The sequence below is a fragment of the Allofournierella sp. genome, assembly GCF_048388525.1.
GTDB lineage: Bacteria > Bacillota > Clostridia > Oscillospirales > Ruminococcaceae > BQOK01.
Genome location: NZ_DBGCTQ010000092.1, coordinates 1 through 26,104, shown reverse-complemented (window position 1 = coordinate 26,104; position 26,104 = coordinate 1). Strand labels below are relative to the sequence as shown.

Here is a 26,104-nt window from a genome sequence, read left to right as displayed (position 1 = left end):
ACCCCCGGGCCGCATGGCCCGGGGGTTTCTCTGTAAGGCATACTTCCCGGCTCAGCCGCCAGGCTTTGTGTGCTTAAACTGGTAGGCCGCGCCAAGGGCTGTCAGCACAAGGCTCACTGCCAGCCATGCCGCACCCAAAGCGATTTCCGGCAAAAGCGCGGCCGCTATCTCTGCCAGCGCGCGCCCCGCCGAAAGGCCACCGCCCACGGCTGTTGCCAGAATCAGCACCGGCCTGGCAAATTTGATTCCCAGCATTCCCAGCGTCAGACCGGCAGCCACACATACCAGGGCGCCCCACCCTCCGTACAATTTGAAAAACGGCAGGGTGATGACCCAGCCCAGCATAAAGCACAGCACAAAAATGCCGCCCAGATACAACTTAAAAGAAAGGCAGGCGAACACTACACCCAGCAGCAAGGCCACACCCGCCCAAGCCAGCGGATTTTCTTGGAACAGCAGCGCCCCCAAACCGGCCCCAAGCGCGCCGCCCAGTGCAAAACACCCCAGGGCGATCCACACCTTTTTTAATTGATAGCCCAAAAAACAATTAAGCAAGGCAAGCGCGATGCCAAAGGTCCCCCCCGCCGCCGCGCTTAGAATGGGCGCGGGCTGCCCAAAACCACTCATGGCTCGCTCTCCCTTTTTTGCGGGCGGGCCGCTTCTTCCCGCTGTGCCTCGTACGCCAGCCGTTTTTGAATATACACCTTGTCCGCGTAGGCCTGGGCCACCCGCATCACCAGCAGCGCGCCGTCGTCCTGCGGGGCCTGCTGGGCGGGCGCGCCCTCAATGGCCAGGCGCAGCGCGCGTTCCAGCTGCTCGCAAAAATAGTCGTAGGCCTGCTCCACCGGGCAGTGGTCGACCTGGCTGCGGATGAGCTGCGCGATCTCAGGGATGCTGAACACCTGCTTGAGCGCGCAGATCGCCACCAGGTACGCCACATGCGCCTTGCTGTATTTTTTGTTTTGCGGCGGCCCCATCACCCGCTGCTTCACATAGTTGTTCACCATCGCCTTGGTGAGCATCTTCTCCTGCGGGTCGGGGCACAGGGGGGCGAATATCTCGTTGATATAGCCCGTCACCTGATCCATATACAGCTCGATGCCGGGCAGCTGCGCCCAGCGGGGGCAGTGAAACGCCCGCGCCTGCCGGGCCTGCTCGCTGTTTTGAAAGCCTTGTTTCATCGTGTGTCATACCTCAATGGTTCGTTTTGCACATTGGATGCCGTAATTGTACCACGTTTTCCTTTTTATTTCAAATTCCTTGACTGCCCCGCCCCGCGTGCTATAATGCTATACGTGTGTTCACGGAAACTTCATATTCTAAGGAGTGCAACCTGTTTTGACAGAGTATCGCAACAAGATACGGCAGAATTTTGCCGAGGCGCTGTTCCCCTACAGCGAAACGTTCCTGCGCTGGGTCGTCTGTTCCAGCCTGATGGGCTTTTTGTGCGGCCTGGTGGGGGCCGTGTTTTTCCACATGGTGCGCTGGGCCACCGACACGCGCCTGGCCCACCCCTGGCTTTTATACCTGCTGCCGGTGGGCGGCGTAGTGATCGTTTTCGTATACGAGATCTGCCGCATGAGCACCGATCGCGGCACCAACGCGGTGATCGAGAGCGCCCGCGAGGGCAAGCGCGCGCCGCTGCGCCTCACCCCCCTGATCATTATGGCCACGTTTATCACACACCTGCTGGGCGGCAGCGCGGGCCGCGAGGGCGCGGCCCTGCAGATCGGCGGCAGCATGGGCGGCTGGCTGGGCGAAAAGCTGCGTCTCAACCAGGCGAGCCAGCATTTCATGGTGCTGGCAGGCATGAGCGGCGTGTTCAGCGCGCTGTTCGGCACCCCCCTCACCGCCTCCATCTTCAGCATCGAGGTCATCTGCGTGGGGGTGATCTATCACGCGGCCCTGCTGCCCTGCACCCTTTCAAGCCTGGTGGCCTACGGCACGGCCCTTTTGCTGGGCACCACGCCCGAGCGCTTTGTGATCCATGCCCCGGCCGCCCTGAGCTGGGGCAACTCCTGGCGGGCCATGCTGCTGGGCGTGGGCTGCGCGCTGGTGGGGATCCTGTTCTGCACGGTGATGCACCTGTCGAGCCACCTGTACCAGACCCACCTGAAAAATCAGTACGCCCGCATTCTGGTGGGCGCGGGGCTCATCATTCTGCTCACCCTTGTGTTCGGCACCCGGGATTACAACGGCGCGGGCATGAGCGTGATCGAAGCCGCCATTACCGAAGGTGTGCTGGCCCACCCCCTGGCGTTTGTGTTCAAGCTGCTGCTCACCGGCGTGACCCTGGGGTGCGGCTTCCGCGGCGGCGAGATCGTGCCCACCTTCTTTATCGGCTCCACCTTCGGCTGCCTGGTGGGCCCTCTGCTGGGCCTCGACCCGGGCCTTGCCGCCGCCCTGGCTCTGGTGGCCACCTTCTGCGCGGTCACCAACTGCCCCTTTGCCAGCATTGCCCTGGGCATCGAGCTGTTCGGCGCAGAGCCTCTTCTGCTCTACCTGTTGGTGTGCGCGGTGAGCTACCTGCTCAGCGGCTATTCCAGCCTTTATTCCAGCCAGACCATCATGTTCTCCAAGCTGGACCATCGGCCGCGGGAAAGCTGAGCTTTCGCGGCAAAAAAGCAGGGAGGGCCGCCCCGGATGGGGCGGCCCTCCCTGCTTTTTTAGTTTTCCTCCGGGTGGTTCTTGCGCCAGGCCAAAAAGCTTTCCAAAATCACCGCCGCGCTCACCGCGTCCAGCTTTTGTTTGCGCTTTTTGCCAAAGGTGCCCGCCTCGGTCAACTGCGCCGCCGCCGTAACGGTGCTGCGGCGTTCGTCCCAAAAGCGGATGGGCACGCTGGCCCCCAGCTCCACCAGCTTCCCCAGCTTGCGGGTCTTTTCCGCGCGGGCGCCCTCGGTGCCGTCCATATTTCTGGGCAGCCCGATCACGATCATCCCCACCTCGAATTCCCGGCTGGCGTAGATGATCTTTTCCGCCACCTTGGCCATGCTTTTCTCCTCGATCTGGCCCACCGGGCTGGCCAAAAATTCCGTGCGGTCACACACCGCCAGGCCCGTGCGCGCGTCGCCGTAATCCACTGCCATGATCTTCATATCGCCTGCTCCTCCACCTGTGCCAAGCGGGCTCCGCGCGCCGCGGCGGCCCACTTTCTCTGTGTGGTTGAGTATATCACACGCCGCCTTTCAATTCAAGTGCGCCGTCGCCGGCCCCTGCGCCTCCCCCACCAGCGCCAGCAGCTCCCGGAAATCCGTCAGCGCAAAATCGGCCTCCGGGCTTTTGCAGGCGTCGCCCAGGGCCGCGGCAGCAAATCCCCCGGCCTTTGCGGCCCGGATGCCGGTCTGGGCGTCCTCCACCACCAGGCAGTCGGCGGGGGCGAGCCCAAGCTTTCGGGCCGCCAGCAAAAACACCTCCGGGTCGGGCTTCGAGCGGGCGATCTGGGCGCCGTCCGCCACCGCGTCAAAAAAGCGCTCCAGCCCCAGCCGCTGTAAAATAAGCGGCGCGTTTTTGCTGGAGGAACCGATCGCCAGCCGCAGGCCCCGGGCCCGCAGGGCCTGCAGCGTTTGTTTTACCTCTTGGGGCAGATCGGCCGGGCTCATCGCTTGCAGCAGCTTGCAGTAAGCCCGGTTTTTTTGGTCGGCCAGGGCCTGTTTTTCCGGCTCGCTGTAGGCCGCGCTACTCCTTTCCAGCAGGATGTTCAGGCTCTCGGCCCGGCTCACCCCCCGCAGCCGGTGGTTCACCGCCGCGTCAAAGGGGATGCCCAGTCGGTCGGCCAGCTGTTTCCAGGCCTGGTAGTGATATTCGTCGGTGCGGCAGATCACACCGTCCAGATCAAAAATGATCCCTTTCATAAAAACTCCCTCCCGTAAAAAAGGCCGCCTGCGGGCGGCCTTTTTTTGTGTTACCCAAGTATTTTAAAGGTGTAAGGGGTGCCTGCGCTCCCCTCGGCGGTCACCCGGCCGTCCTGCCAGCGCAGGGTGAGCGCACCGCCCGTCTCGTCGGCAAAATGGCAACTGCCCTCGGGGCCCGCCAGCAAAAAGCACAGGTGATCATACCCCTCCACCCGGTTGCCCACCGGGCTTCCCAGCGAAAGGCTCTCATCCAGGTTTAACGCCACGCCCTGCCCGCCTTTTACAAACACCGGCAGCCGCTCGGCGCTGCCCGCCAGGATGGTTTGCAGCCCCGCAAAGCGCCCGCCGCTAAACAGCTCGTACCAGTCCCCCTCCGGCAGCCACACGGGGCGCCGGGTCTGGTTTTCCCCCAGCAGCGGCGCCACCAGCAGGCTCTCCCCCAGCATGAACTCGTCCCAGTGGGCCACCGCCTCGGGCCTTTGGGGCCACAGGTAGGCCAGCGGCCGCAGCATGGGCTGGTTTTGCACTGCGCAGTCCAAGGCCGTACTGTATAAATAGGGGATCAGGTTCATGCGCAGGCGGTGCCAAAAGCGCAGCTCGTCCACCAAATCCGGCTCGCCCCAGGCGGCGGCCAGGTTCCAGGGGCTGCGCTCGTTGTTGCCCTCGGCGCCGGGCATCAGCTCCTTGAACTGCCCCCCGTCCGGCTCCGAGTGCCACTGCATGATGGGGCAAAAGCAGGCCAGCTGGGTGGCCCGGCGGTAAAGGTCGGGGGTGGGCAGCGGCCCGGCAAACCCCGCGATGTCAAAGCCCCAAAAGGGGATGCCGCTCATGGCCGCCGAAAGCCCGGCGGTCAGGGCGTGCGCCAGCTCCTCGTTTGTGGATTGCTGGTCGCCGCCCCAGTGGCAGGGCACGGTGTGCTGGCCCGCCCAGCCCGCCCGGCTGAACAGCACCCGCTGCCCGCCCAAAAAGCGGCTGTAGGCCGCGGTGTAGTCGCGGGCGTAGCGGTTTTTGCCCTCCCGGCCGGTGGCGCCGTCGGCAAAGGTCAGGTCCGGCCGGTAGATAAACTCGCCCCCGTCGGTCTTAAAGCCGTCCACGCCCATGTCCAAGAGATACTGCCGCTTGCCAAACCAGCTTTTCACGGTGTCGGGGTTTGTGAAGTCCGGGATCATCGAGCCGGCAAACCAGTTGCCCTCGGGGATGGTGTAGGGCGTGCCGTCGGCATTTTTCACACACAGGCCCCGGGCGGCCGCGTCGGCCCGGTCCAGCTCGTTCTGGGGGCAGGGCGCCTGGTCCGGCCCCTGCTTTTTGTACACCGGGATCTGCCACAGCACCAGGTGCAGCCCCGCGCCGTGCAGCCGCCGGATCATGGCTTTGGGGTCCGGCCACTGGCGGCTCTGGCTGAAGTCCATATCCTCACAGCGCAGAGCCCCGCCGCCCGGCACGGCGGCGTACCGCGCCCCGTTCCACGCATAAAAGGTCGCCTCGTCGCTCCATGCCTCCACCACCAGAACGGTGGCGGGGTAACCGTGCTCTGCCAGCCTGCCGATCTGCTCCTCCACCTGGCTCTGGGTGCTCCAGTGGTTGGCCGAGATCCAGGGGCCAAAGGCCCACTTCGGGGGCAGCTTTGCCGGCCCGAACAGGCGCATGTACTCGCCCACCAGCTGCCGGGGGCTGCCCGCCCCCACATACACCGGCGCGCCGGCGGGCAGGGTGATCACGATCTCCCCGCCGCTGAAGTCGAACACGGTGCGCCGGTCGGTGGCCACGTACAGGCCAAGGCCGCTGTCGGTAAAGAAAAAGGGCGCGGGGCAATAGGTTTTCCCGCCCTGGCAGCAGAATTTTTCCTCCACCTGGTTCACCGCCACCCGGCCCTTCTGGTTCAGGGCGTTGAATTTTTCGCCCATGCCGTAGGCTGCGGCGTAGGCAAGCCGCACCGTAAGCTGCGCCTCTTCCCCGTTCCGCCGCCACAAAAACCGGGCGGTCTGCCCGGCCAGCGGCAGTTCAAACCGGTCGTTTGTGCTGCTGAAATCGATCACTTGCATCATACTCCTCAGCCCTTTACACCGCCCACGGTGAGGCCCTCCTTAAAATATTTCTGCGCGCAGATATACACCGCCAGGATGGGCAGGATCGACACCAGCGATCCGGCCATCATCAGGTTGTACTGGTTTTTGTATTGGCCGGAAAGGGTGCTCAACAGCAGTGGCAGGGTGTATTTGGCCCGGTCGGTCAGCAGCACCAGCGGCAGCAGGTAGTCGTTCCACAGGTCCATAAAGGCCAGAATGGCCAGGGTGGCCAGGGTGCCCGAGCACAGGGGCATCATGATCCTGTAAAAGATCTTCCACATGCTGGCCCCGTCGATCACCGCCGCCTCAATGTAGGCATTGTTGATGGTCATCATGCGCTGGCGCAGCATAAAAATGGCAAAGGCGTTGAACAGCTGCAGCATCAAAAAAGCGTTGAGGCTGTTGGTCAGGTGCAGCTTGGTCATCACGATGAACAGGGGGATAAAGGTGATCTGCACCGGGATCATCAGGGCCGTCACATAGATTTTGAAGGTGAGCTCCCGCCCCTTAAAGCTGATCTTGGTCAGTGCAAAGGCGGCCATGGCGGCGCAGACCAGCCGCACCACAGTGCACACTACCGAAAGATAAAAGCTGTTGAACACCGAGCCGGCAAACCCCGGCAGCGAAAAAAGCTTTCTGTAAGCTTCCAGCGTGGGCTCTTTGGGCAGCCACTCCACCGGGACGCTCATGATCGCGCCCCGGCTCTTGAGGCTGGTCACCAGCATCCAGAAAAACGGCACGCACACAACAAAGGCGATCAGCAGCGCAAACAGGTAAAAGCACGCCTTTCCCGCGATCCTGCGGGCCTTCAAGCTTTCATTCATCATAGTTCACCCACTTGTTTTGAAGCTTCATCTGCACGCCGGTAAGCGCCAGCAGGATCACGAACAGCACCCAGCTGTAGGCCGAGGCGTAGCCCATCTCGTAATATTTGAAGCCGTATTTGTAAATGCGCTCCACCATCACCATGGTGGCCCCGGAGGGGCCGCCGTCCGGCGTCATGATCATCACCTGGGGAAACAGCTGGAACGAGGAGATCAGGCTGATAATCATTACAAAGAACAGGGTGGGGGTGAGCAGCGGCAGGGTGATGCGGAAAAACTGCTTCAGCTTGCCCGCCCCGTCGATCTGGGCGGCCTCGTAGTACCCCTGGTCGATGCTTTGCAGGCCGGCCATCAGCATCAGGCCAAAATAGCCCATGTCCTTCCACACCGAGGCCAGCACGATGGCCGGCATGGCCCACACCGGGCTTTGCAGCCAGCTGGGCCCCTGGATGCCAAAGACCCGCAAAATTTCGTTGATGATGCCGTATTCCGGGCTGAGGACCCATTTCCAGATCAGCGAACCCGCCACCCAGGAGGTGATCACCGGGATGTAATACACCACCCGGAAAAAGCCCACGCCCCGCACCTTGCTGCTCAGCACCAGGGCCACTGCCAGGGCGGCCAAAAGCATAAGGGGTATGTAAAGCGCCACAAAGCCCAGGGTGTTTCCCAGCACCTGATACAATTCTTTTGTGGTAAATATTTCCATATAGTTTTTCAGCCCCACGAAAAACCGCCCCATAAAACCGGAAAAATCCGAAAACAGGGTAAGCTCACTGAGGCCGTCCCAATCGGTAACGCTGATGCCCAACAGGGTGATCATGGGCAGAATGCTGAACACCGCAAAGCCGACAAGGCTGGGAGCCAAAAAGGGCAGGGCGATTTTCCAGCCTGCCTGGCGGGAATGTTTCACCGGCGGTTCCTCCTTCTTAAAAGGAGGGCAGGCGCCGCCTGCCCTCCCCTGTGGGTCGCTTATTTGCTCAGATCGATCTTGCTCTCGCACTCGGCCTGCATGTTCTGCAGGGCCTCTTCGGGGGTCACGGTGCCCGCGGCCGCCTCGCTCAAATGGCGGCCCACAATGTCCTGCAATTCGGCAAATTGGGTGATCACCGGCGGGGTCACCAGGTAGTCCAGGCTCTTGAACACGGCCTCCCGGTTGTCGGGTGGGGTAACGGCCTTGTACTGGCTGATGATGGCTTCATCGATCACCGGGGGCAGCTCCCAGGCGGCGTCCAGGCGGATCTGAGTGGCCTCCTTGTCGGACGAGATAAAGGCGATGAACTTGGCCGCCTCCTCGGCTGCCTTGCTGTCCTTGGAGATCACATAGCCGTTGGAGAAGAAGTGGGTGGCCTTTTGGGTGTGGCCGGGCTCCACCGCGATGTCCCAGTTAAAGTCGCAGTTGGCGGTGTAATCGGGGAAGGCCCAAATGCCGGTCACGATCATGCCCAGCCGGCCGGACTTGAACAAATCCCAGTCGCCCATGCCGCCCATCTGCGCGGGGGTGGGCATCACGTTGGTTTTCAGCTGCATATCCACCAGATATTGCAGGGTCTCCACATTTTTGGGGTCGGTCATGGTAAATTCGGTGTAGTCCCCATTGAACAGGCTGCCGCCGTTCTGTTTTACCGTTTTATAAAACTCATTGAAGGAGATGGGGTGGTAGTAGCCAAAGATGTCGTCGCCCAACGCGCGGATCTTTTCGGCGGCGGCCATGGCGTCCTCCCAGGTCCAATCGTCGGTGGGGTAGTCTGCCTTGGCCTGGTCGAACAGGTCCTTGTTGTAGATCAGCACCACGTTGGAAAAGCTGTTGGGTACGCCGTATTGCTTGCCGTCGGCGTTGAAGGCCGCAAGGGCCATTTTGTTGTAGCGCCCGGTATCGATGCCCTGACTGGCAATGATCTCGTCCAGCGGCATCAGCGCGCCCTTTTTGGCGTAGGAAACAAAGTTTTCGTAGTTCAGTTCAAACACGTCCGGGGCCTGCCCGCCCGATACCTTGGCGGTGAGCTGCTGAAAATAATCGTCGTAACCATAAGATTGCAGCTTGATGGTCACATGCGGGTTTTGGGCGGTGTATGCGTCGATCATCTGCTGTAAGTAGGCTTCGTTGTCGCCCGAGCCGGAGAACTGCTCAAAGGTGATGGTGACCGGCTCCGCCTGGGCCGCCTGCGCAGCAGTCTGGCTGCCGGAGCTGCCGGCCGTGCCGGCGGGCGCGCTGGCAGGAGCGCCGCCGCAGGCGGTAAACACAAGCGAAAAGGCCAAAATCGCTGCGAGAATGGAAAAGCGTTTTTTCATGGTCGTCCTCCTTATATTCAGTGGTTGCTTTTTCGGCCTTTTTCGCTTACACTTAATTTAAGCAAAAAAGGCTGCTTCCAGTGGCGTTTTTTGCCGCGGCTCACCGTGCTGTCCAGGCGGGTGTGGGCCGCTTTTTTCATTCCCCCTTTTATTTTTTACCCAAGGCGTTTTACCGACCCGCGTGTGATCAGGCTCACCGGCAAAACCAGCTCGTGCTTTGTGAGGGTCTCGTCGTTGATGCTGTCCAGCAGCAGCTCCACCGCGCGCTCGCCCTTCAGCGGGATCTCCTGTTTGATGGTGGAAAGCCCGGGCGTCATATATTGGGCCAGCTCCAGGTCGTCAAAGCCTATGATCGAGATGTCGTCGGGCACGTGCAGTCCCTCGTCGTAAAAGCCCTTCATCGCGCCAACCGCCAAAATGTCGGCGGTGGCCACCACGGCGGTGGCCTCTGTGGCCGAACGCGCCAGCTGGCGGGCCAGCTGCACCCCGCTCTCGTAGTCGATCTTGCCCTCAAACACCAGCGCCGGGTCGTAGGCGATCCCCCGCTCCTCCAGCGCCTGCCGGTAGCCGGTCAGCCGCTTTTTGATCACGCCGTTCTCCTTGATGAGGCCGCAGAAAAAGGCGATGCGCTTGTGGCCGTATTCCAAAACATGGCGGGTGGCAAGGTAGCTGCCATAGGCGTCGTCGATGCGCACGCTGTGGTAATAGTGGTCGTTGCAGTAGCTGTCGATCAGCACGATGGGGATCTGGGTCTTTTTCATCTGCTGGTAAAACTCGTCCGGGTACATGCCAATCACAATGATCCCGTCCAGGTTGCGCTCCTTTGCCAGGGTAAGGTAGCTCTCGCTCACATCGGTGGCCGAGATGATCACGTGGTACCCGTGCTGGCGCGCATGATACTCGATGCTGCCCACAATCTCGCTGTAAAAATTGTTCTGCAGCATCAGCTTGCTGCCCGGCTCGGTTTGGGGCACCACCACCCCGATAAGCTTGGAGTCGCGGCTGGAAAGGCTGCGGGCGCTCAGGTCGGGCACATAGCCCAGCTCCTCGATCGCCTGGCGCACCCGCTCCTTGGTCTGCCGTGAAATGGTGCGCTTGCCGTTTAAAACGTAGGAGACCGTGGCCGGGCTCACCCTCGCTTTGGCGGCTACGTCTTTTAAGGTCGCTCGCTTGGACATCGCGCTGACTTCCTTTCCTCGGGAGGGCTTAAATCGTTTAAACGATTAACTCATGATTACAGTTTTATCATACTCATAACAGCAGTATATGTCAACACATTTTTAAAATTTTGTGCAAAATAGTGTTGACACTCACGATTTTTATGTTATATTTGACTTATAAATCGTTTAATCGTTTCACTTATACAATTTAAAGAAGAGGAAATGCTATGACAGAGCGATATCTGCCCACCGGCAACGAGATGGTCTCCCTGCCCCGCATCGACCAGGCCACCGCCGGCATCGAAGATTTTACCTTTCTGCACATGAATTACAAGGGCCTTGTGGACGTGCGGGGCGGCGGCCTGCCGCTGATCCTGCCCTTCGTGGAAACAGAGGGCGGGCAGGCGCCCCTGTGCGGGCTGCGCTGGCAGAGGCTGGGCCATTGGGTGCCCCAATTTCATGCCCGGGCGGGGGCCGCGGCGCTCACCGGAACATATCTCGCCCCGGTGGAGGAGCGCGGCTTCGCCCTCCGGCTGGAAATTCACAATCCCACCGCCGCTCCCCTCTCTCTCACCCTCGGTGTAAAAGGGGAATGGGCCGAAAGCTGGCACTGCGTCAACGAGGACAAGCCCATCGACGGCGTCAAGCACTGCTTCCAGAGCCCCTGGAACGGGGGGCTCGTGTTCGATCTGCGCTGCGGCGTGCCCATGTTCTGCTTTGCCCCCATGGCCGACCGGCCCTGCCGTTCCACCCATACAGCGGAAAACGGCGCGGTGCAATATGAGATCGGGTGCGATCTCACCCTCGCCCCGGGCCAAGAGGCCGCGCTCACCCTGTATTGGGGGCTCGGCTTTGAGGAGGTGGCCGCCGCCACCAGTGCCAAGGAGATGCTGCGCCAGGGCTACGAGGCCGAGCTGGCCCGCACCCTGGCCTGGCTGGGGGCGCGCACTCTCGATTTGGGCGACGAGGCTCTCACCCGGCTTTACAATTTAAACCTGTTCTTCTGCATTTTTTACTCCACCGGCGTCACGCTGGACACCGAGGAGCTGGTGCTCGTCACCAGCCGCAGCCCCCGCTACTACGTGAGCGCCGCCTATTGGGACCGGGACAGCCTGTTTTGGAGCTTTCCCGCCATTCTGGACGCCGACCCGCCGCTCGCCCGCCGCATGCTGGAATATGTGTTCGGCCGCCAGCGGCGCAACCTGGGGGTTCACTCCCGCTTTATCGACGGCACGGTGCTGGAACCCGGGTTTGAGCTGGATGAGCTGATGGCCCCTGTGCTGGCGCTGGAGCGGTATGTCGGCGCCACCGGAGACACGGCCTTTGCCGCCGAGCCCCAGGTGCAGAAGGGGCTCGGGGAGGTGCTGCAAAAGCTGGCCACCAAAAAGGCCTCGCAGGCCGACCTGTACGAGACCTTTTTGCAGCCCACCGACGACGAGCGGGTCCACCCCTACCTCACCTACGATAACGTGCTGGTGTGGCGCGGCCTGCGCGCCCTGGCCAAGCTGCTGCCCGGCCGGCAGGACCTCGCGTGCCAGGCCGGGCAGGTGCGCGCCGCCATCGGGGCCCACTGCGTAAAAACCGATGCGGCGGGCAGGCCCTATTACGCCTGGTCGGTGGATCTTTCCGGCGGCCACGATGTGTACGACGAGCCCCCGGGCAGCCTGCAGCTGCTGCCGTATCTGGGCTTTTGCAGCCCGCAGGATGAGGTCTACCAGAACACCGTGGCCATGATCCGCTCGCCGGAATACAAATACAGCTTTGCCGCCAGCCCCATTGCCGAGATCGGCTGCCCCCACGCGCCCCATCCCTGGATCCTCAGCGTGGCCAACAGCCTGCTGTGCGGCCGGGTCGGGCACAGCCTTGCCATCCTGCGCAAAGCCTCCATGGACAACGGCATCGTCTGCGAAAGCATCCACGAGGTGACCGGCGAGGCCGCCACCGGCCAGGCCTTCGCCACCTGCGCGGGCTTTTTGTGCCACAGCCTGCGCACCGCGCTGAAAGGGGCTGCCCCTCATGCGTGACGACATTGTTTTGAACGGCTGGCTGGTGCGTGGCAAAAGTTCCGGGTTTGGCGACCCCTTTTTCGAAAGCCTGTTTTTCACCGGCAACGGCCGCATGGGTCTGCGGGGCTATGTGGCGGGCGAGCCCGCCGCCCGCCCGGCGGAAAAAGGCCTGTTTGTGGCGGGCATGTTCGCCGGCATCAAGCCCGGCATCACCGATCTCGTCAACCTGCCCACCCCGGCCTGGCACCGCCTCCTGTTGGGCGGCGAGCCCGGTATTCCGGAGGGCGGGGTGACCTACACGCTGGATCTGGCCTGCGGTTTGCTCACCCAGCAATATACCCTGCTGGCGGGTGGCGCGCGGGTGGCGGTCACCGAACAGCGCTTTTTCGACCCTGACCGCCCCGCCCTGCTGGCCCAGCGCCTCACCCTGTGCAGCGACAGGGCGATCACCGCGGTCGTGATCACCGGCCTCTTCAGTGCCAGCTGCAACCGCCCGGTGCCGGACGACCAGGTGAAGGAAAGCACCGAAACGGTGCAGCTGATGGCCGCGCTCGGCGCGGAATTTGTGCCGGGCGGCCTGACCGCCCGCTACCGGGCCCGCGCCACCGGGCTGGAGCTTGTCCAGCAGCTGCTGTTACGGCAGCCCGCGGCTTGGCAGGCGGAAGAGCTGCGCCGCCCCGGCGAGGCGTGGGGTTACACCTTTACGGGCGAGCTGCGCCCCGGCAGGGCCGCCTGCTTTGACAAGCTGTGCGGTGTTTACACCAGCCGCGATAAAGACCCCCTCCTCGCGCCGCTCCCCGCCCGGGCCGGGTTCGACGAGCTTCTGGCCCAGGCCCGGTCCGCCTGGCAGGCCCGCTGGCAGGAGAGCGACCTGCGCATCGAGGGCGACAAGGCCAGCGAGGCGGCCCTGCGCTACTGCGTCTACCAGCTCATGGCCAACTGCAGCCCGCGCGACGACACCGTCAGCATCGGGGCCCGTGGCCTCACTCACACCCGCTATAAGGGCTGCTATTTCTGGGACACCGACCTGTTTATGATGCCTTTTTACCTGCTCACCCACCCCCAGGCCGCCCAAAGCCTGGAGCGCTACCGGGTGGGCTGCCTGCCGGCGGCCCGGGCCCACGCACAAAAAATGAACGGCGCCGGCGCGCGTTACCCCTGGATGGCCGCCTTCGACGGCAGCGAACAGTGCGAAAGCTGGGACATCGGGGCAAGCGAAGTTCACATCACGGCGGACGTGGTGTTCGCGCTGGAGCAATACCTGCAGATCTCGGGCGACCAGGCGCTGGCCCCCGCCGCCCGGGAGGTCTATGTGGAGACCGCCCGCTTTTGGGCCAGCCGCTGCACCCCCGACCCCGCCGGGGGGTACAACCTGCTGTTCTGCAAAGGGCCCGACGAATACTGCGGCATCACCAGCAACAACCTGTTCACCGGCTGGCTGGTGCGGCACAACCTGCGCCTTGCGCTGGCCGCCGCGCGATACCTGCAATCGCAAGAGCCCGCCCGCTGGCAGGCCCTCAGCCTCTCGGAACAGGAGCTGCAAGGCTGGCAGGCCCTGCACGACGGGCTCAAGCTGCCCAAGGACCCCCTCACCGGCCACTGGCGCACCGACGACACCTTCCATCTGCTGGAGCCGGTGGACCCGGCCGGCTTAAAGCAGGGATCCGAGGCCAGCTATCACCGGGTGTGCTTCGACCGGCTGCAGCGTTACCGGGTCATCAAGCAGGCCGACGTGCTGCTGCTCATGACCCGCCTGCCGCAGGATTTCACCCCGCAGGAAAAGCTGGCCGCCTGGCAGGAGTTCGAGCCCCTGTGCCTGCACGATTCCACCCTCAGCTTCGCCACCCATGCCCTGTTTGCCGCGCAAAACGGCCTGGCCGCCGCGGCGTGGAGCTATTTTGAAAAGGCTTTATACCTGGACCTGCGCGATATCATGGGCAACACCGGCAAGGAAGGCCTGCATCTGGCGTGCCTGGGCGAAAGCTGGCAGGCCGTGGTGTTCGGCTTTGCGGGGCTGCACTTCACCCCCGATGGCCCCCGCCTGGCGCCGCATCTGCCCCAGGGGTGGAAGTGCCTTCGCTTCCGGTTTTATTGGCACGGGGTCCAGTACGAGGCCCGCGTCACCCCCGAAGGGGGCGATTGTCGTCCCCGGCAAACCGGGGCCGCTTTTTGACCCGCGCTTTTTAAAAGCCCCCACCCCGCGCTCTTACGCAGCGAACCCCCGCCGCTGAAAAACCAGCGGCGGGGGTTCGCCTTATCACATAATTTTATTGACATTTCATGTTTCTGTTATTGATTATTCTCCGGCAACAGTGATGATTGAAAGCGTCCAAACAGAAAACCGTAACAATGACTTAATCACCTTATTGGGAAAATACTATGCAAACCGCATTGAAATTGTCCGCGGAGGTAGCGTTGCTATTGAAACATTGCTACAATAGTCTTTACGATGGGCGGCCCACGGAGAAATCACATCTCTCCATTCGTAAAGAAAACTTATACACGGGTATGGGCACCTTTTACAGAAAGGCGGAATATAAAACTGAGGAAAGCTGGAAAGGGGTTGTGGGCAAAGAAATCTCCTATCAAGGGAATGATGTTGAAGTCTATTTTGAAGAAGGTGATTTTGATCAATTTCTGGATAAACTTAGTTCTATCAACACGGTTGAATATGTCCATCCGGTTATGGAGCACGCATGGGGACAAAGAGTCGTGCGCTTTTATGATCCCGATCATCACATCATAGAGGTTGGCGAAAATATGAAAGCCGTTTGCAAGCGGTTTTCGGATGAAGGAATGACAATGGAAGAGATTTCTGAGAGGATGGGAATACCGCTCAAGGCAGTGAAAGCATATATGCGTTAAATTTGTGTTTCGTGGACGATGGAAACACAGAAATCAAAGCGGCTTATATGGCGCGTTACCCGTATTCGTTCGGAAAAGACGATGGATTTATTCAGTCGGATGAAGTGTTCTTTGAGCTGACGATGGAAACCGTATCGGAATGGATTTTTGACAATGGGAATCCCACCGGCTTTGCGGAACAGTGTTTTTGTACGGAGGCATTGGGGCAGTGACGGAAAAGCTGATAAAGACGTTTTAGTATCAGCATTCAAGCAGGCGGACGAAGAATGCGGAAGCTGTGGTTGTGGGAATTTTTATTTTAATGCAACATGCGGCGTTGCATTAAAATGTGAAAAAGCGCACATGGGTTGGTGGTTTTGCAACGCTCCGTATGTCATAATTACATACAGAAAGGACAGTGTACTGACTGAAAATAAGCATGTTAGAATGCTGAAAAAATGCATGTGGAGATGAAAAATATGAGCTTAGGGACAAACATCAGTTATTTGAGAAAACAAAAAAAATTAACCCAGGAACAGCTTGCAGAAAGAATGGGTGTTACCAGACAGACGGTATCAAGATGGGAAACGGATGAAGTGATTCCGGAGCTTGCGAAGCTGGTTGATATGTGTTCAGTCTTTTCCTGTAAATTGGATACACTTGTGAAAGAGAAGCTTTCTGCACAAAGTGAGATATATTCAGACATACAGATAAAAAGAGTGGCCGCCTTTAAGATGGCAAGTTACGTTATTATTTCTCCGAATCCGGAAACTGACGTAAACGGATATATGGAAACATGGGCCATAAACAGTGGGCTTAGAGCTGCTTGTCCGGAGGCAAAGCTTATTGGATGGGATTTTCCTTATGTATCTCCGGAACAACAAAACAGATTCGGAATGCGCGGATATGCAGCTGCTTATGTGATCCCGGAGAGATTTGAAACGGAATGTCCGGGAGTACAGTATTCAGAAAATATTGAAGCGGATTATGCGGTAATAACAATTAAAGAACCTTTTGTTCAGGCTTTTGAAAGAATTCCGACTGCGTATAAGAGGATAATGGAATATCTTCAGGCAAACAACTTTAAGGGGAAACAGCAGGAAAATATTCTTAGCTGCTTTGAGCATGTATATAAAAAAGGTGAAGTGACCTATATGGACGTATATATTCATGTGGATGGTGTAACGAAAGCAGACGCATTTACACAATTTATTTAGCCGGGAACTTCCAGTTTGTAGGGGAATTGAACGGAGCGGCAAATCCCAATTTGGAGGAACGATTGTGGCTATGGAAACAAGTGGAGAATTGTATGTACGAGAGAATGTTGAACAAACAAGAAGAACCGACCATTGCGCAGATGATGGCGTACTGCGGGGCCTGTGCGGAGTTGTTTACACAGTTGAATGAGTGGCTGTCCGGCACATTTGGAACAACGCAGGCGGTCACATTTCCCTATGGGAACGGATATGGCTGGGGAGTCGTCCATCGGAAAAACAAAAAGCTGATCTGTCATGTTTTCGCCGAGGAGAGCGCGTTTACCGTGATGGTGAGGCTGTCAAACAAGCAGTTTGATTCCATCTATGGCAAGGTGCAAACGGGGACGCGGGAACAGATCGACCATAAGTATCCCTGCGGCGACGGCGGGTGGCTTCACTACCGCGTCACATGCAGGGAGCAGCTTGATGATATTCAAACGCTTTTAACGGTCAAATGCACATAGGCCGGCCAGGATGGAGGGAATCGCAATGGAAATATTTGAGGCGCTTATTCAAAAGGACAATGCAGGCAGACTGACCTTTTTTGAAATTCCGTTCCATGCAAGGGAGCGGTTTTGTAAACCGAAGGGCACGATCTATGTCAGCGGTACGATCAATGGTGTCAAGTACCGCAGCAAATTACTATCCCGTGGCGGCGGAAAATTTCTGATGGTCATAGATAAGGGGCTGCAAAAGTCCATCGGATTTGACGGGCAGGCCATGACCGCGCGGGTTGTCATGGCACTCGAAGATATAGAGCCTGCCGGTAACAAACAGGAAGAACCTGCCTCCGTCAGCAGTGGGATGGATGTACTGACCGCAATCAAGACGCGTCAAAGCATACGAAAATTTACCTCCAGGCCAGTCGGAGACGAGTTGGTCACGGCAATGCTGTGCTGCGGGTTGTATGCGCCTACGGCCCAAAATAAGCGGCCTTATCATTTTATCGTGATCAGGAACAGACAGCTTCTGGCAGAACTTGCCTCACGAAATTCACATGCGGCTATGCTTGCGGAGGCCGCGGGTGCCATCGTCGTTTGTGGTGATAAAAATATAGAGGGCATAAAGGAGTTTTTGTATGCGGACTGCGCCGCTACCACGCAGAATATCCTGCTGGGCATTCATGGCCTGGGCCTGGGAGGCGTCTGGTGCGGTGTGGCGTCAAGCTCTGATTGGCGGAAGCTGCTGATTGATCTATTGGAACTTCCCTCCAAGCTGGAGCCTGCCTCGGTGATCGCGTTTGGCTGGCCGGATGAGGAAAAGGAATTATGCCACCGCTGGGAACCGGGGAAGATCCATTATGATAAATGGTAACGATTTGCAAAAAAACGGCCTTGTTGGAAAAGCGCATCTTAGGCGGAAAAGGCACACCAACACATCTTAGTTTACGGAGGAAAGACCTGTGAATAAAAGCAAATATGTATTCGTCGGAATTGTAGCCATCATCATATTGATTATAGCGTTATGGATTACTGGTGTAATTCCAAAAATGATTGGAAAACAGACTGCGATAAGTTATGTGAACGAAAATTACAGTGGAATTGGCCTGACATATAAAAACATTGAGTTTTCAACCGTATATGATGATTATATTGTTGGCTTTTCCGATGAATCGGGGACTACTTATAATTTCAGATTAAGCTCAAAGTATTTCCCGACATCTGTGGCATATGACAGTGTTAAACAGAGCAATGTAGATTAGTACCTGTTTATTGGTACTTGGCCTGTTTCACTACGTCTTATTGGAATAAGGTGAACAACGACCAATTTTATGGTGATAGAAAATGATAATAAACAAAAAGTGCCCTTGTAAAAAAACAAAATGTGAGTTTCACGGCAAATGTGAAGAATGCAGAAAACATCATGCTGATTCTAAAAGGCAAAGACCCTGTGAAAGAAAGACAACAGGGTTAAAGAGCATAATCAGCAGATAAATCCAGATTTGTAGGGCTGGTATTGCTGCGCCTTATTGGACAAGGGCGCCTTTGGCGGAAAATGCGTACCAGAAAATAAGCACATGAAAGCGAGTAAGAATATGAGTGATAAAGAATTTCATAACTTTATTTCCACGACACAAGACAACATCTGCCAGATCACCGCGCTGAAAAACGGCGTTACGCTCATCAATGACACATGGCATGATCACAAAACGACTGATACCGTACACGTCATGTCGGCAACAAAAAGCGTTGTTTCTCTGCTGCTTGGGATTGCGCTTGACAAAGGTTTCATAAAAAGTATCGATCAGTCAGTACTGGACTTTTTCCCGGACTACACTATAAAACGGGGAGAAAAGACCATACAGCAGGTGACAATCAGGCACCTGCTGACCATGACCGCGCCGTATAAATACAGGTCGGAGCCATGGACAAAGGTTTGATTTTGAAAAAAGCTATGTCAAAGTAGATCATCAGCTTTTACGGAGCGCAGAGGACGGTTTCTACATTGAGACACCCAAGACGGAAAGCGGCATCAGGCAGATACCAATGACCGCAGCCGCCAGCGAAGCGTTCAAGCGTGTCCTGAAGAACCGCAAGGGTGCCAAACCTATCATCATTGATGGATATGCGCATTTCCTGTTCCTGAACCGGGACGGCCTGCCAAAAACGGCGGCAAACTACGATGCCATGTTCAAGTGCCTGTTGAAAAAGCACAACAAGTGCCATGAGGCACCTCTGCCAAAGGTAATGACCCCTCACACCATGAGGCATACATTCTGCACGAAGAAGGCCAATGCAGGCATGAACCCCAAGGCATTGCAATACATCATGGGCCACGCAAACATCGTCATGACGCTCAACTATTATGCCCACGCCAATTTCGATTCGGCCAAGGCAGAAATGGACCGCCTGGACACTGGAATGAACATTGCGGCATAGTAGTAAGATTGTATTTTACTACTCAATCTACTACTTTTCAGAGCAAAGACATAAGCGGTTATGGGGGTATATGTGAGGTTCTTCCAATACACAGTAAGCCGGGAAAGCCCGGGGTTACGGGCTTTCCCGGCATTTAAAAAGAAATAAAGAGATAATCAAAAATCTATTCAGATATTTACAGGAATATTCAAACAATCTTGTCTCTGATAATAAAATCTGCCAGTGTCCGTTTCCTCAGCAATTAAACTTTGCAGAAACGGGTGCGCTTTTTGAAGGGTGTCTATGCTTTGTCTGAGCTGCCCTTCATCATAATTACTTTCTATTTTTGCCATAATTCCAAAGTGCATATTAGGGCACATAAAATGCGCACGTTCTGTATACATATAATTTTTAACCGCTTCCATATTTTTTCTCCCATTCATTATTTTCCCGCATAGCAATATCATTCAACACCTTGTCCTGATGTGCTTCAATGGCTAACAAGATTAGCAAAACAGCAAATACGGCTCCTGCCAAAAACAAAGCAATTGAAGAAAGCCAATGCCACCCTGCCGCCCAAAATAGAATACCAGTTACAAATACTATTCCCATGAGTTTCATCATGATAAGCCCCGGTTCAAGCATATTCAGTTTGTATTTATAGCGGTTATCGTAGCACATATTCTTATGTTTCATGTGCCGAACCTCCCTTGTTTTCATTGTGATATAATTTGAAACCGGCACATGCTTCTATAAGTAACTACCTTATTTCTTCGGGTGCAATGTTCGTTGTGTTCGTAGAAACAATCGTTGCTGTACCATGCGTAAACATCCATGTTTTCACAAACCCTTCCGGTTCAGTTCAGAGAAGAAACTATGCAGAGCAAGGTCAAAAACATCAGCGGGCAATTCAAGCTGCTGTAAATAAGCAGGACCGTAAATAGTCAAAGGGCTGACCACGACAGATCCTTGTCGGGCCAGCCCTTCGTACCCAGCCGTCCTGTTTCGCAGGGTTCGGCGCAAAAGTTGTAGTAAAAGTTGTAGTTGCAGCGGGTGAATCCCATATTCAGCCCCGTCTTGTTCCACAACCGCTACATATTGTGCTTTTTGGGGTGTTTACTTGTCCAGCGGTTTCATCGTGGGGAACAGCAGCACGTCCCGGATCGAGGCCGAGTCGGTGAGCAGCATGATCAGCCGGTCCACGCCAAAGCCCAGGCCGCCCGTGGGGGGCAGGCCGTATTCCAGCGCGTTCACATAATCGTAGTCCACCTGGCAGGTGTCGGCGGGGTTCGCGGCCTTGCGGGCCGCCACCTGCCGCTCGAACCGCTCCTTCTGGTCGATGGGATCGTTCAGCTCGCTGAAGGCGTTGCCGAACTCGGTGGCGTTGATGAAATACTCAAACCGCTCGGTAAAAGCCGGGTCGTCCGCCTTGCGCTTGGCAAGGGGGCTGTTCTCCACCGGGTAGTCGTAAATAAAGGTGGGCTGGATCAGATGCTCCTCCACATAGGCGTCGAAGAATTCCACCAGCACCGCGCCTCTGGTGGCGCCGGCCGGCACCTCCACATGGTGTTCTTTGGCGGCGGCGCGGGCGGCCTCGTCGCTTTCCCAGGCATAATAGTCCACCCCGGCGTACTTTTTCACGGCCTCCGCCATGGTCAGCCGCTCCCAATGGCCCATATCGATCTGCTTGCCCTGGTAAGGGATCACCAGGCTGCCGCACACGGTCTGTGCCAGGTGCTTGTACAGATCCTCCACCAGGTCCATGATCCCCTTATAATCCGTATAGGCCTGATACAGCTCGATGCTGGTGAACTCGGGGTTGTGGCGGGTATCCATGCCCTCGTTGCGGAAAATGCGCCCCACCTCGTATACCCGGTCAAAGCCGCCCACGATCAGGCGCTTCAGGGCCAGCTCGGTCTCCACCCGCAGGTACATATCAATATCCAGGGTGTTGTGGTGGGTCACAAAGGGCCGGGCCGCGGCCCCGATCTCCAGCGGCAGCAGGATGGGGGTGTCCACCTCCAAAAAGCCTCTGCCGTCCAGGTAGTCGCGGATCTCCCGCAAAATCTGGCTGCGCCGCACAAAGGTGTCTTTCACCTCGGGGTTCACGATCAGGTCCACATACCGCTGGCGGTAGCGCATCTCCTGGTCCTTCAGGCCGTGAAATTTCTCGGGCAGGGGCAAAAGGCTCTTGGCCAGCAGCAGCACCTCGGTGCACCGCACGCTGATCTCGCCCATCTTGGTGCGGAACACCTCGCCCTTCACGCCGATCACGTCGCCGATATCGCACTTTTTAAAGGCGGCGTACTCCTCCTCGCCCACCACGTCCCGGCGCACATACAGCTGGATATCGCCCGAGTGGTCGCGCAGGTCGGCAAAGCTGGCCTTGCCCATCACCCGCTTGCTCATCATGCGGCCCGCCAGGCACACGGCCTTGCCGGTTTCCTGCTCCGGCTCCAGGTGCGCAAACTCTGCCTTAATGTCGGCCGCATAGGAATCCTGGGGGTATTTTGTGCGCTGGAAAGGGTCGCACCCCGCTTCCTGCAAACATTTGAGCTTGTCACGGCGCACGGTCACCAGCTCGTTATAGGCCTTTTCGGTGAGCTCCTCAGCCACTTCGGCCGCCTTGTTCTTCACTTCATTTGGCTCCATCGTTTTATCCTCCCGCGCGCCCACCGGGGCGCCGATTTTCTGTTCCAGCCGCCGGGGCGGCTTACGCCTTGCTATTATAGCACAAAAACAGGTGCCATGGCACCTGTTTTTGCATGAAAACTTCGTATTTACGCCGTTTTACAGCGTTTTTACAGCGCCGCGCGGCCGATCTCCAGGATTTTGTACTGAACCGTCCCGCCGTTGGGCAGCACCACCTCAGCCGTTTCGCCCACCTTTTTGCCGATCAGCGCGGCGCCCACCGGGCTTTCGTCGCTGATCTTGCCGTTCAGGGGGTCTGCCTCGGTGGATCCGGTCATATCGTATTCCTCGGCTTCGCCGTCCTCGTCCACAATCTTTATATGGGTGCCCACCGAAACCACGCTCAGGTCCAGATCGTCGTCGTCGATCACGCGGGCGTGCTTCAGGGTGGCCTCCAGCTGCACGATACGGCTCTCGATAAAGCCCTGCTCGTTCTTGGCCTCGTCGTACTCGCTGTTTTCCGACAGGTCGCCAAAGCCGCGGGCCACCTTTATTTTTTCCGCCACATCCTTGCGGCGGACGGTCTTGAGTTCTTCCAGTTCGTCCTCCAGGGCCTTGAGGCCCGCGCGGGTCATGACGACTTCTTTGTTGCTCATGATACTGCAATTCTCCCCAATATAATAATACGCGCGCACGCGCGCGCTTGGAACCATGTGTGGGTCATCCACTTAATTTCGATAGTATATCGGATTCCACTTTGCTTGTCAATATAAGCGCCGTTTTTTCGGCTGATTCGCCAAAAGAGCACCGCTTTTTTTGGCACCCGCCCAAAATTTGGGCCCACAGGCGGGGCGCCGTGCCCTGCCTGTGGGTCCGCCTGCGTTAATTCAGTTTATGCCGCGGGGGGTTCTTTTATTCCTCCTCCTCCGCGCCATTGCCCAGTTTCTTTGCTTCCTCGATCACCTTGCCCTCCAGGTTGGCGGGCAGGGGCTCGTAGCGCACGAATTCCAGGGTAAAATGCCCGCGGCCTTGGGTGAGCTGCCGCATAAAGGTGGTGAAGTCCTGCATTTCGGCCATGGGGACCTCGGCCTCCACCACCTGCTGGCCGTCCTCGTCCGGGCTCATGCCCAGCACGCGGCCGCGCCGCTTGGTCACATCGCCCATAATATCGCCGGTGTTGTCGCCGGGAACGTGGGCTTTCAGGGTGCCGAAAGGCTCCAGCAGCACCGGGCCCGCCTCGGGCAGGGCCGCCTTGTAGGCGATCTTGGCAGCCATCACAAACGCCATCTCGCTGGAATCCACCGGGTGATAGCTGCCGTCCAGCAGGGTGGCTTTCAGGCCCACCACCGGATAACCGGCCAGCACCCCGTGCTGCGCGGCCTGCCGCAGGCCTTTTTCCACCGCCGGGAAGTAGTTCCGGGGCACGCTGCCACCGAACACCTTTTCCTCAAATACCAGTTCCTCGCTGTCGCAGGGCTCGAACTCGATCCACACATCGCCGAACTGGCCATGGCCGCCGGTCTGTTTTTTGTGGCGGCCCTGCGCCTTGCACTTTTTACGCACCGACTCGCGGTAAGCCACACGGGGGGCGCTCAGCTCCACCTCCACGCCGAACTTCGCCTTGAGCTTGGCTACCACCACGTCCAGGTGCTGTTCGCCCAGGCCGCTGATGATCTGCTGCGCGGTCTCGGGGTCCACCCGGTAGCTCAGGGTACGGTCCTCTTCCATCAGGCGGGCCAGCGCCGCGCCGATCTTACCCTCGTCTCCCTTTTTCACCACCCGCAGCGCCATGGCCAGGGTGGGGTTCGGGAAAGCGGCGGCCGGCAGCGCGGCCACCCGGGCGGGGTCGCACAGGGTATCGCCGGTCTGGGCGGCGGGCAGCTTGGTCACCGCGCCAATGTCGCCCGCGCCAATGCTGCCTGCGTCGGTCTGGCGCTTGCCGCGCAGCGCCAGCAGCTTGCCAAAGCGCTCGGTCTCGCCCGTGCGGGCATTCACCAGGGCGGTGTCCGCCTTCAGGGTGCCGCTGAACACCTTCACGTAGCTCAGCTTGCCAACAAACGGGTCGGCCACCGTGCGGAACACATAGGCCGCCGCCGGGGCCGCCGGGTCGCAGGCCAGCTCCACCTCGGTGCCCTCTTTTGTGCGGGCCACCGGGGGCGTCACCTCGGCAGGGCTCGGCAGCAGCACTTTCAGGTTATACAGCAGCATATCCAGCGCCTGCAGGTTCACGGCGCTGCCGCAGAACACCGGGGTGATCATGCCGCTCTTGCAGCCCTTGGCCAGCCCCTGCACGATCTCCTCGGTGGTAAAGGGCTCGCCCGAGAAAAACTTCTCCATCAGCGCGTCGTCGGTCTCGGCCACCGCCTCGCTCATGGCCTCCACCAGGCCGTCCAGCCGGTGGGCCATGTCCGGCATGGCCACCTGCACCTGCTTGCCGCCCTCATACTTAAAGGCCTTCTGGCTGAACAGGTTGATGTACAGCACCGTGCCGTCCGGCGTGCGGAAGGGCACCACGCAGGGACAGACCGACGGGCCGAACTTGCTCTTAAGCTCTTCCAGGATCTTGTAAAAGTTCGCGTTTTCCAGATCCATCTTGCTCACAAAGACCACCCGGCTGCGGCCTTTTTTCTCGGCCAGATGGTACGCCTTCTCGGCGCCAACGGTCACACCCGACCGGGCCGACACCGTGATCAGCACGCTGCCGGCGGCCTGAATGCCCTCATATTCGCCCAGCTCAAAATCGAACAGGCCGGGAACGTCCAAAAAATTCAGCTTGGTCCCGGCATACTCCACCGGGGCCACCGCCAGGTTCAGCGAAGCCTGGCGCTTTGCCTCTTCGGGGTCGTAATCGCATGTGGTATTGCCATCTTCCACACGCCCCATGCGCTCCATGGCGCCGGTGGTATAGAGCAGCGCTTCCACCAGGGTGGTTTTGCCGCAGCCGGCGTGACCGGCCACCAATATGTTGCGGATGTCTGTGTTGGCGTAATTCATGATCGTAAACAACCTCTCTTCTGCCGCTTGTTTTTGCCCTTGTGCCGCAGCGGCAGCAACCTATACAAAAATACTACCACAAAGGAGGGCTTTTTAAAAGAACTGTCCAATCAAATTTCCCCTTTGCCCTCACAGAAAATCCCCGTCCAGCTTTGTACAAATTGCCCATTGACATTCCTCCGTTTGCACAAACAGCGCTGAGCCGGCGCCCCTGCGGCCATTTTTTGCCGTGCCGGCGTCAAAAAAGGCGGCCCCGAACATCGGGGCCGCCCGCGCGGCACGCGGCCGCTTTTAATATTTTTTCAGCAGAGGCATGGCCAGCGCCAGCACGCCCCAGGCCGCCTGATACAGCAGCAGGGCCGGCAGCGCCAGCTGTGCAAAACCGCCGGTAAACGCCAGCAGCAGGGCCAAAGCGCAGCTGAACGCCACCCCAGCCGCCTGCACCAGGCTGGCGGCGCGCTCGCCCCAGGCGGCGCCCGCCGCGGCGGTCAGCCCCCCCACAAAAGACGAGAAGGTGCCCAGGTGGGTCATGCAGCCCTCGCTCTCGCGCAGGTAGGCGCTCGCGGGATCCAGTGCCTTGCGGTCGGCGCCGGTCAGAACCTTCACGCTGTCCTCGGGCAGGCCATACACCCCCGCCACCAGCGCGCCGGTCAGCGAGAAGTCGTCGCTGTGCACCAGCACCGAAACGCCCTGCCGCCGCAGGGTGTCCAGCACCTCGGCCGCCTGGGGGTCCGCCCGGTAGCTCACCAGGAACATGGCGAACAGGCGGCCGCTCACCGCAAGGTAAATGGGCTCCTTGCTGCCCTTGGTATAGCGCTGCTCGTAATCCAGGCTGGGGATCTCGACCCCCTGCTTTTGCATCATGGCGCGGTTGCCCACCAGCACCCGGTTGTTGTTCACCCAGGCGGTAAACCCATAGCCCGGCAGATTTTCCAGGTTTTCCACCGGGTACAAAAAATCGGTGCGGTCCTGGATGATGGTGAGAAATACTTCCCGCAGGGTATCGCAGCCCTTGATCAGCACCGAAGCCGCGTACAGAATGGCCAGGTCGATGCGCTGCTTGTCAAAGGTTTTAATACCGTGCAGCCGCACGCTCTTGGCCGGGAACAGGTCCTTTGCGCCGGCCACCACCATGTTGGCGCGGCCCAGCTCGGCCACGGCGCTCCAGCCGGGAATCACCGCCCCCACCCGGGCTGCGCTCTTCTGCATCAGCATGCCGGGCACCGCGCTCACCAGCGTGGCGGCCAGGGGGCCGCCCAGGCACAGGGTTCCCGCCAGGCTGGTCAGGGCCGCGGCCGCGCCCTTGCCGGTAAACAGGCACA

General features: G+C 58.6%; 24 protein-coding genes and 2 pseudogenes. 11 read left to right on the top strand and 15 right to left on the bottom strand.

Annotated elements, in window-relative coordinates; translation table 11 throughout:
• Positions 1-51: 51 nt before the first annotated feature.
• On the bottom strand, positions 52-627 hold the full coding sequence (locus ACMLHZ_RS10890) for a hypothetical protein (RefSeq protein ID WP_418667745.1): 576 nt from the start codon (positions 625-627) through the stop codon (positions 52-54).
• Positions 624-1,181: a DUF1836 domain-containing protein gene (locus tag ACMLHZ_RS10885; RefSeq protein ID WP_418667744.1), complete on the bottom strand. Its 558-nt coding sequence runs from the start codon at positions 1,179-1,181 to the stop codon at positions 624-626. Before ACMLHZ_RS10885 ends, ACMLHZ_RS10890 begins: the two co-directional genes overlap by 4 nt.
• Before the next feature lie 157 nt (positions 1,182-1,338).
• On the opposite strand from ACMLHZ_RS10885, the gene ACMLHZ_RS10880 reads away from it, so the two are divergent.
• Positions 1,339-2,607 (top strand): chloride channel protein, encoded by a 1,269-nt coding sequence (locus tag ACMLHZ_RS10880; protein ID WP_418667743.1) that lies wholly within the window; start codon positions 1,339-1,341, stop codon positions 2,605-2,607.
• A gap of 59 nt (positions 2,608-2,666) precedes the next feature.
• Here ACMLHZ_RS10880 and ruvX read toward each other — a convergent pair whose 3' ends face one another.
• The 7 genes from ruvX to ACMLHZ_RS10845 form a co-directional block, all read right to left on the bottom strand.
• Positions 2,667-3,095 carry a Holliday junction resolvase RuvX gene (gene ruvX, locus ACMLHZ_RS10875; protein ID WP_418667742.1) on the bottom strand — a complete coding sequence of 143 codons (429 nt, stop codon included), beginning with the start codon at positions 3,093-3,095 and terminating at the stop codon, positions 2,667-2,669.
• 90 nt (positions 3,096-3,185) lie between these two features.
• The gene (pgmB, locus tag ACMLHZ_RS10870) at positions 3,186-3,851 is read right to left on the bottom strand and encodes a beta-phosphoglucomutase (RefSeq protein ID WP_418667741.1); all 666 of its coding nucleotides are present in this window, start codon (positions 3,849-3,851) and stop codon (positions 3,186-3,188) included.
• A gap of 50 nt (positions 3,852-3,901) precedes the next feature.
• A complete protein-coding gene (locus ACMLHZ_RS10865) occupies positions 3,902-5,896 on the bottom strand; it encodes a TIM-barrel domain-containing protein (protein ID WP_418667740.1) in 1,995 nt (664 codons plus the stop codon).
• A gap of 5 nt (positions 5,897-5,901) precedes the next feature.
• Positions 5,902-6,744 (bottom strand): carbohydrate ABC transporter permease, encoded by an 843-nt coding sequence (locus ACMLHZ_RS10860; protein ID WP_418667739.1) that lies wholly within the window; start codon positions 6,742-6,744, stop codon positions 5,902-5,904.
• Positions 6,734-7,654 (bottom strand): carbohydrate ABC transporter permease, encoded by a 921-nt coding sequence (locus ACMLHZ_RS10855; protein ID WP_418667738.1) that lies wholly within the window; start codon positions 7,652-7,654, stop codon positions 6,734-6,736. Before ACMLHZ_RS10855 ends, ACMLHZ_RS10860 begins: the two co-directional genes overlap by 11 nt.
• A gap of 59 nt (positions 7,655-7,713) precedes the next feature.
• Complete coding sequence (locus ACMLHZ_RS10850; RefSeq protein ID WP_418667737.1) at positions 7,714-9,033, bottom strand: ABC transporter substrate-binding protein; 1,320 nt, start codon at positions 9,031-9,033, stop codon at positions 7,714-7,716.
• A gap of 155 nt (positions 9,034-9,188) precedes the next feature.
• Positions 9,189-10,211 (bottom strand): LacI family DNA-binding transcriptional regulator, encoded by a 1,023-nt coding sequence (locus ACMLHZ_RS10845; protein ID WP_418667736.1) that lies wholly within the window; start codon positions 10,209-10,211, stop codon positions 9,189-9,191.
• 209 nt (positions 10,212-10,420) lie between these two features.
• Between ACMLHZ_RS10845 and ACMLHZ_RS10840 the strand changes: the two genes are divergently transcribed.
• From ACMLHZ_RS10840 to ACMLHZ_RS10795, 10 genes and pseudogenes are all read left to right on the top strand, one after another.
• Positions 10,421-12,217 (top strand): glycoside hydrolase family 125 protein, encoded by a 1,797-nt coding sequence (locus ACMLHZ_RS10840; protein WP_418667735.1) that lies wholly within the window; start codon positions 10,421-10,423, stop codon positions 12,215-12,217.
• A complete protein-coding gene (locus ACMLHZ_RS10835) occupies positions 12,210-14,372 on the top strand; it encodes a glycosyl hydrolase family 65 protein (protein WP_418667734.1) in 2,163 nt (720 codons plus the stop codon). The genes ACMLHZ_RS10840 and ACMLHZ_RS10835 overlap by 8 nt, the downstream gene beginning before the upstream one ends.
• A gap of 142 nt (positions 14,373-14,514) precedes the next feature.
• Entirely contained in the window at positions 14,515-14,640 is a 126-nt protein-coding gene (locus ACMLHZ_RS10830) for a hypothetical protein (RefSeq protein WP_418667733.1), read from the top strand.
• Entirely contained in the window at positions 14,591-15,064 is a 474-nt protein-coding gene (locus tag ACMLHZ_RS10825; protein WP_418667771.1) for a hypothetical protein, read from the top strand. Before ACMLHZ_RS10830 ends, ACMLHZ_RS10825 begins: the two co-directional genes overlap by 50 nt.
• A gap of 458 nt (positions 15,065-15,522) precedes the next feature.
• Positions 15,523-16,260 (top strand): helix-turn-helix domain-containing protein, encoded by a 738-nt coding sequence (locus ACMLHZ_RS10820; RefSeq protein ID WP_418667732.1) that lies wholly within the window; start codon positions 15,523-15,525, stop codon positions 16,258-16,260.
• Between the two features lie 92 nt (positions 16,261-16,352).
• The gene (locus ACMLHZ_RS10815; protein WP_418667731.1) at positions 16,353-16,763 is read left to right on the top strand and encodes a DUF3788 family protein; all 411 of its coding nucleotides are present in this window, start codon (positions 16,353-16,355) and stop codon (positions 16,761-16,763) included.
• Between the two features lie 25 nt (positions 16,764-16,788).
• On the top strand, positions 16,789-17,613 hold the full coding sequence (locus ACMLHZ_RS10810) for a nitroreductase family protein (RefSeq protein WP_418667730.1): 825 nt from the start codon (positions 16,789-16,791) through the stop codon (positions 17,611-17,613).
• Between the two features lie 88 nt (positions 17,614-17,701).
• Positions 17,702-18,001, top strand: coding sequence for a hypothetical protein (locus ACMLHZ_RS10805; RefSeq protein WP_418667729.1), 300 nt, complete (start codon positions 17,702-17,704; stop codon positions 17,999-18,001).
• Between the two features lie 315 nt (positions 18,002-18,316).
• Positions 18,317-18,679, top strand: a complete 363-nt coding sequence (locus ACMLHZ_RS10800) for a serine hydrolase (protein WP_418667728.1) — start codon at positions 18,317-18,319, stop codon at positions 18,677-18,679.
• A pseudogene (locus ACMLHZ_RS10795) lies at positions 18,678-19,178 on the top strand (site-specific integrase); the annotation flags it as partial. The gene ACMLHZ_RS10800 and the pseudogene ACMLHZ_RS10795, both read left to right, overlap by 2 nt.
• A 167-nt stretch (positions 19,179-19,345) precedes the next feature.
• On the opposite strand, the gene ACMLHZ_RS10790 reads toward ACMLHZ_RS10795, so the two are convergent.
• The 6 genes and pseudogenes from ACMLHZ_RS10790 to ACMLHZ_RS10765 form a co-directional block, all read right to left on the bottom strand.
• Positions 19,346-19,582, bottom strand: coding sequence for a hypothetical protein (locus tag ACMLHZ_RS10790; protein WP_418667727.1), 237 nt, complete (start codon positions 19,580-19,582; stop codon positions 19,346-19,348).
• Complete coding sequence (locus tag ACMLHZ_RS10785; RefSeq protein ID WP_418667726.1) at positions 19,569-19,853, bottom strand: hypothetical protein; 285 nt, start codon at positions 19,851-19,853, stop codon at positions 19,569-19,571. Before ACMLHZ_RS10785 ends, ACMLHZ_RS10790 begins: the two co-directional genes overlap by 14 nt.
• 420 nt (positions 19,854-20,273) lie before the next feature.
• Positions 20,274-21,809 carry a lysine--tRNA ligase gene (lysS, locus tag ACMLHZ_RS10780; RefSeq protein WP_418667725.1) on the bottom strand — a complete coding sequence of 512 codons (1,536 nt, stop codon included), beginning with the start codon at positions 21,807-21,809 and terminating at the stop codon, positions 20,274-20,276.
• A 149-nt stretch (positions 21,810-21,958) separates the two neighbouring features.
• A complete protein-coding gene (greA, locus tag ACMLHZ_RS10775; protein WP_418456044.1) occupies positions 21,959-22,444 on the bottom strand; it encodes a transcription elongation factor GreA in 486 nt (161 codons plus the stop codon).
• A gap of 256 nt (positions 22,445-22,700) precedes the next feature.
• Positions 22,701-24,782, bottom strand: coding sequence for an elongation factor G (locus ACMLHZ_RS10770; protein ID WP_418667724.1), 2,082 nt, complete (start codon positions 24,780-24,782; stop codon positions 22,701-22,703).
• A 291-nt stretch (positions 24,783-25,073) separates the two neighbouring features.
• Positions 25,074-26,104 (bottom strand): annotated as a pseudogene (locus tag ACMLHZ_RS10765) (cell envelope biogenesis protein OmpA); the annotation flags it as partial.

Excerpts from the sequence above, each read along its gene's own strand:
- lysS (WP_418667725.1), bottom strand. The coding sequence starts at position 21,809 with ATGGAGCCAAATGAAGTGAAGAACAAGGCGGCCGAAGTGGCTGAGGAG.
- ACMLHZ_RS10835 (WP_418667734.1), top strand. The coding sequence starts at position 12,210 with ATGCGTGACGACATTGTTTTGAACGGCTGGCTGGTGCGTGGCAAAAGT.
- ACMLHZ_RS10800 (WP_418667728.1), top strand. The coding sequence starts at position 18,317 with ATGAAAGCGAGTAAGAATATGAGTGATAAAGAATTTCATAACTTTATT.
- ACMLHZ_RS10885 (WP_418667744.1), bottom strand. The coding sequence starts at position 1,181 with ATGAAACAAGGCTTTCAAAACAGCGAGCAGGCCCGGCAGGCGCGGGCG.
- ACMLHZ_RS10770 (WP_418667724.1), bottom strand. The coding sequence starts at position 24,782 with ATGAATTACGCCAACACAGACATCCGCAACATATTGGTGGCCGGTCAC.
- ACMLHZ_RS10850 (WP_418667737.1), bottom strand. The coding sequence starts at position 9,033 with ATGAAAAAACGCTTTTCCATTCTCGCAGCGATTTTGGCCTTTTCGCTT.
- ACMLHZ_RS10810 (WP_418667730.1), top strand. The coding sequence starts at position 16,789 with ATGGAAATATTTGAGGCGCTTATTCAAAAGGACAATGCAGGCAGACTG.
- ACMLHZ_RS10890 (WP_418667745.1), bottom strand. The coding sequence starts at position 627 with ATGAGTGGTTTTGGGCAGCCCGCGCCCATTCTAAGCGCGGCGGCGGGG.
- ACMLHZ_RS10785 (WP_418667726.1), bottom strand. The coding sequence starts at position 19,853 with ATGAAACATAAGAATATGTGCTACGATAACCGCTATAAATACAAACTG.
- ACMLHZ_RS10845 (WP_418667736.1), bottom strand. The coding sequence starts at position 10,211 with ATGTCCAAGCGAGCGACCTTAAAAGACGTAGCCGCCAAAGCGAGGGTG.
- ruvX (WP_418667742.1), bottom strand. The coding sequence starts at position 3,095 with ATGAAGATCATGGCAGTGGATTACGGCGACGCGCGCACGGGCCTGGCG.
- pgmB (WP_418667741.1), bottom strand. The coding sequence starts at position 3,851 with ATGAAAGGGATCATTTTTGATCTGGACGGTGTGATCTGCCGCACCGAC.
- ACMLHZ_RS10790 (WP_418667727.1), bottom strand. The coding sequence starts at position 19,582 with ATGGAAGCGGTTAAAAATTATATGTATACAGAACGTGCGCATTTTATG.
- ACMLHZ_RS10865 (WP_418667740.1), bottom strand. The coding sequence starts at position 5,896 with ATGATGCAAGTGATCGATTTCAGCAGCACAAACGACCGGTTTGAACTG.
- ACMLHZ_RS10815 (WP_418667731.1), top strand. The coding sequence starts at position 16,353 with ATGTACGAGAGAATGTTGAACAAACAAGAAGAACCGACCATTGCGCAG.
- greA (WP_418456044.1), bottom strand. The coding sequence starts at position 22,444 with ATGAGCAACAAAGAAGTCGTCATGACCCGCGCGGGCCTCAAGGCCCTG.
- ACMLHZ_RS10860 (WP_418667739.1), bottom strand. The coding sequence starts at position 6,744 with ATGATGAATGAAAGCTTGAAGGCCCGCAGGATCGCGGGAAAGGCGTGC.
- ACMLHZ_RS10840 (WP_418667735.1), top strand. The coding sequence starts at position 10,421 with ATGACAGAGCGATATCTGCCCACCGGCAACGAGATGGTCTCCCTGCCC.
- ACMLHZ_RS10820 (WP_418667732.1), top strand. The coding sequence starts at position 15,523 with ATGAGCTTAGGGACAAACATCAGTTATTTGAGAAAACAAAAAAAATTA.
- ACMLHZ_RS10830 (WP_418667733.1), top strand. The coding sequence starts at position 14,515 with ATGATTGAAAGCGTCCAAACAGAAAACCGTAACAATGACTTAATCACC.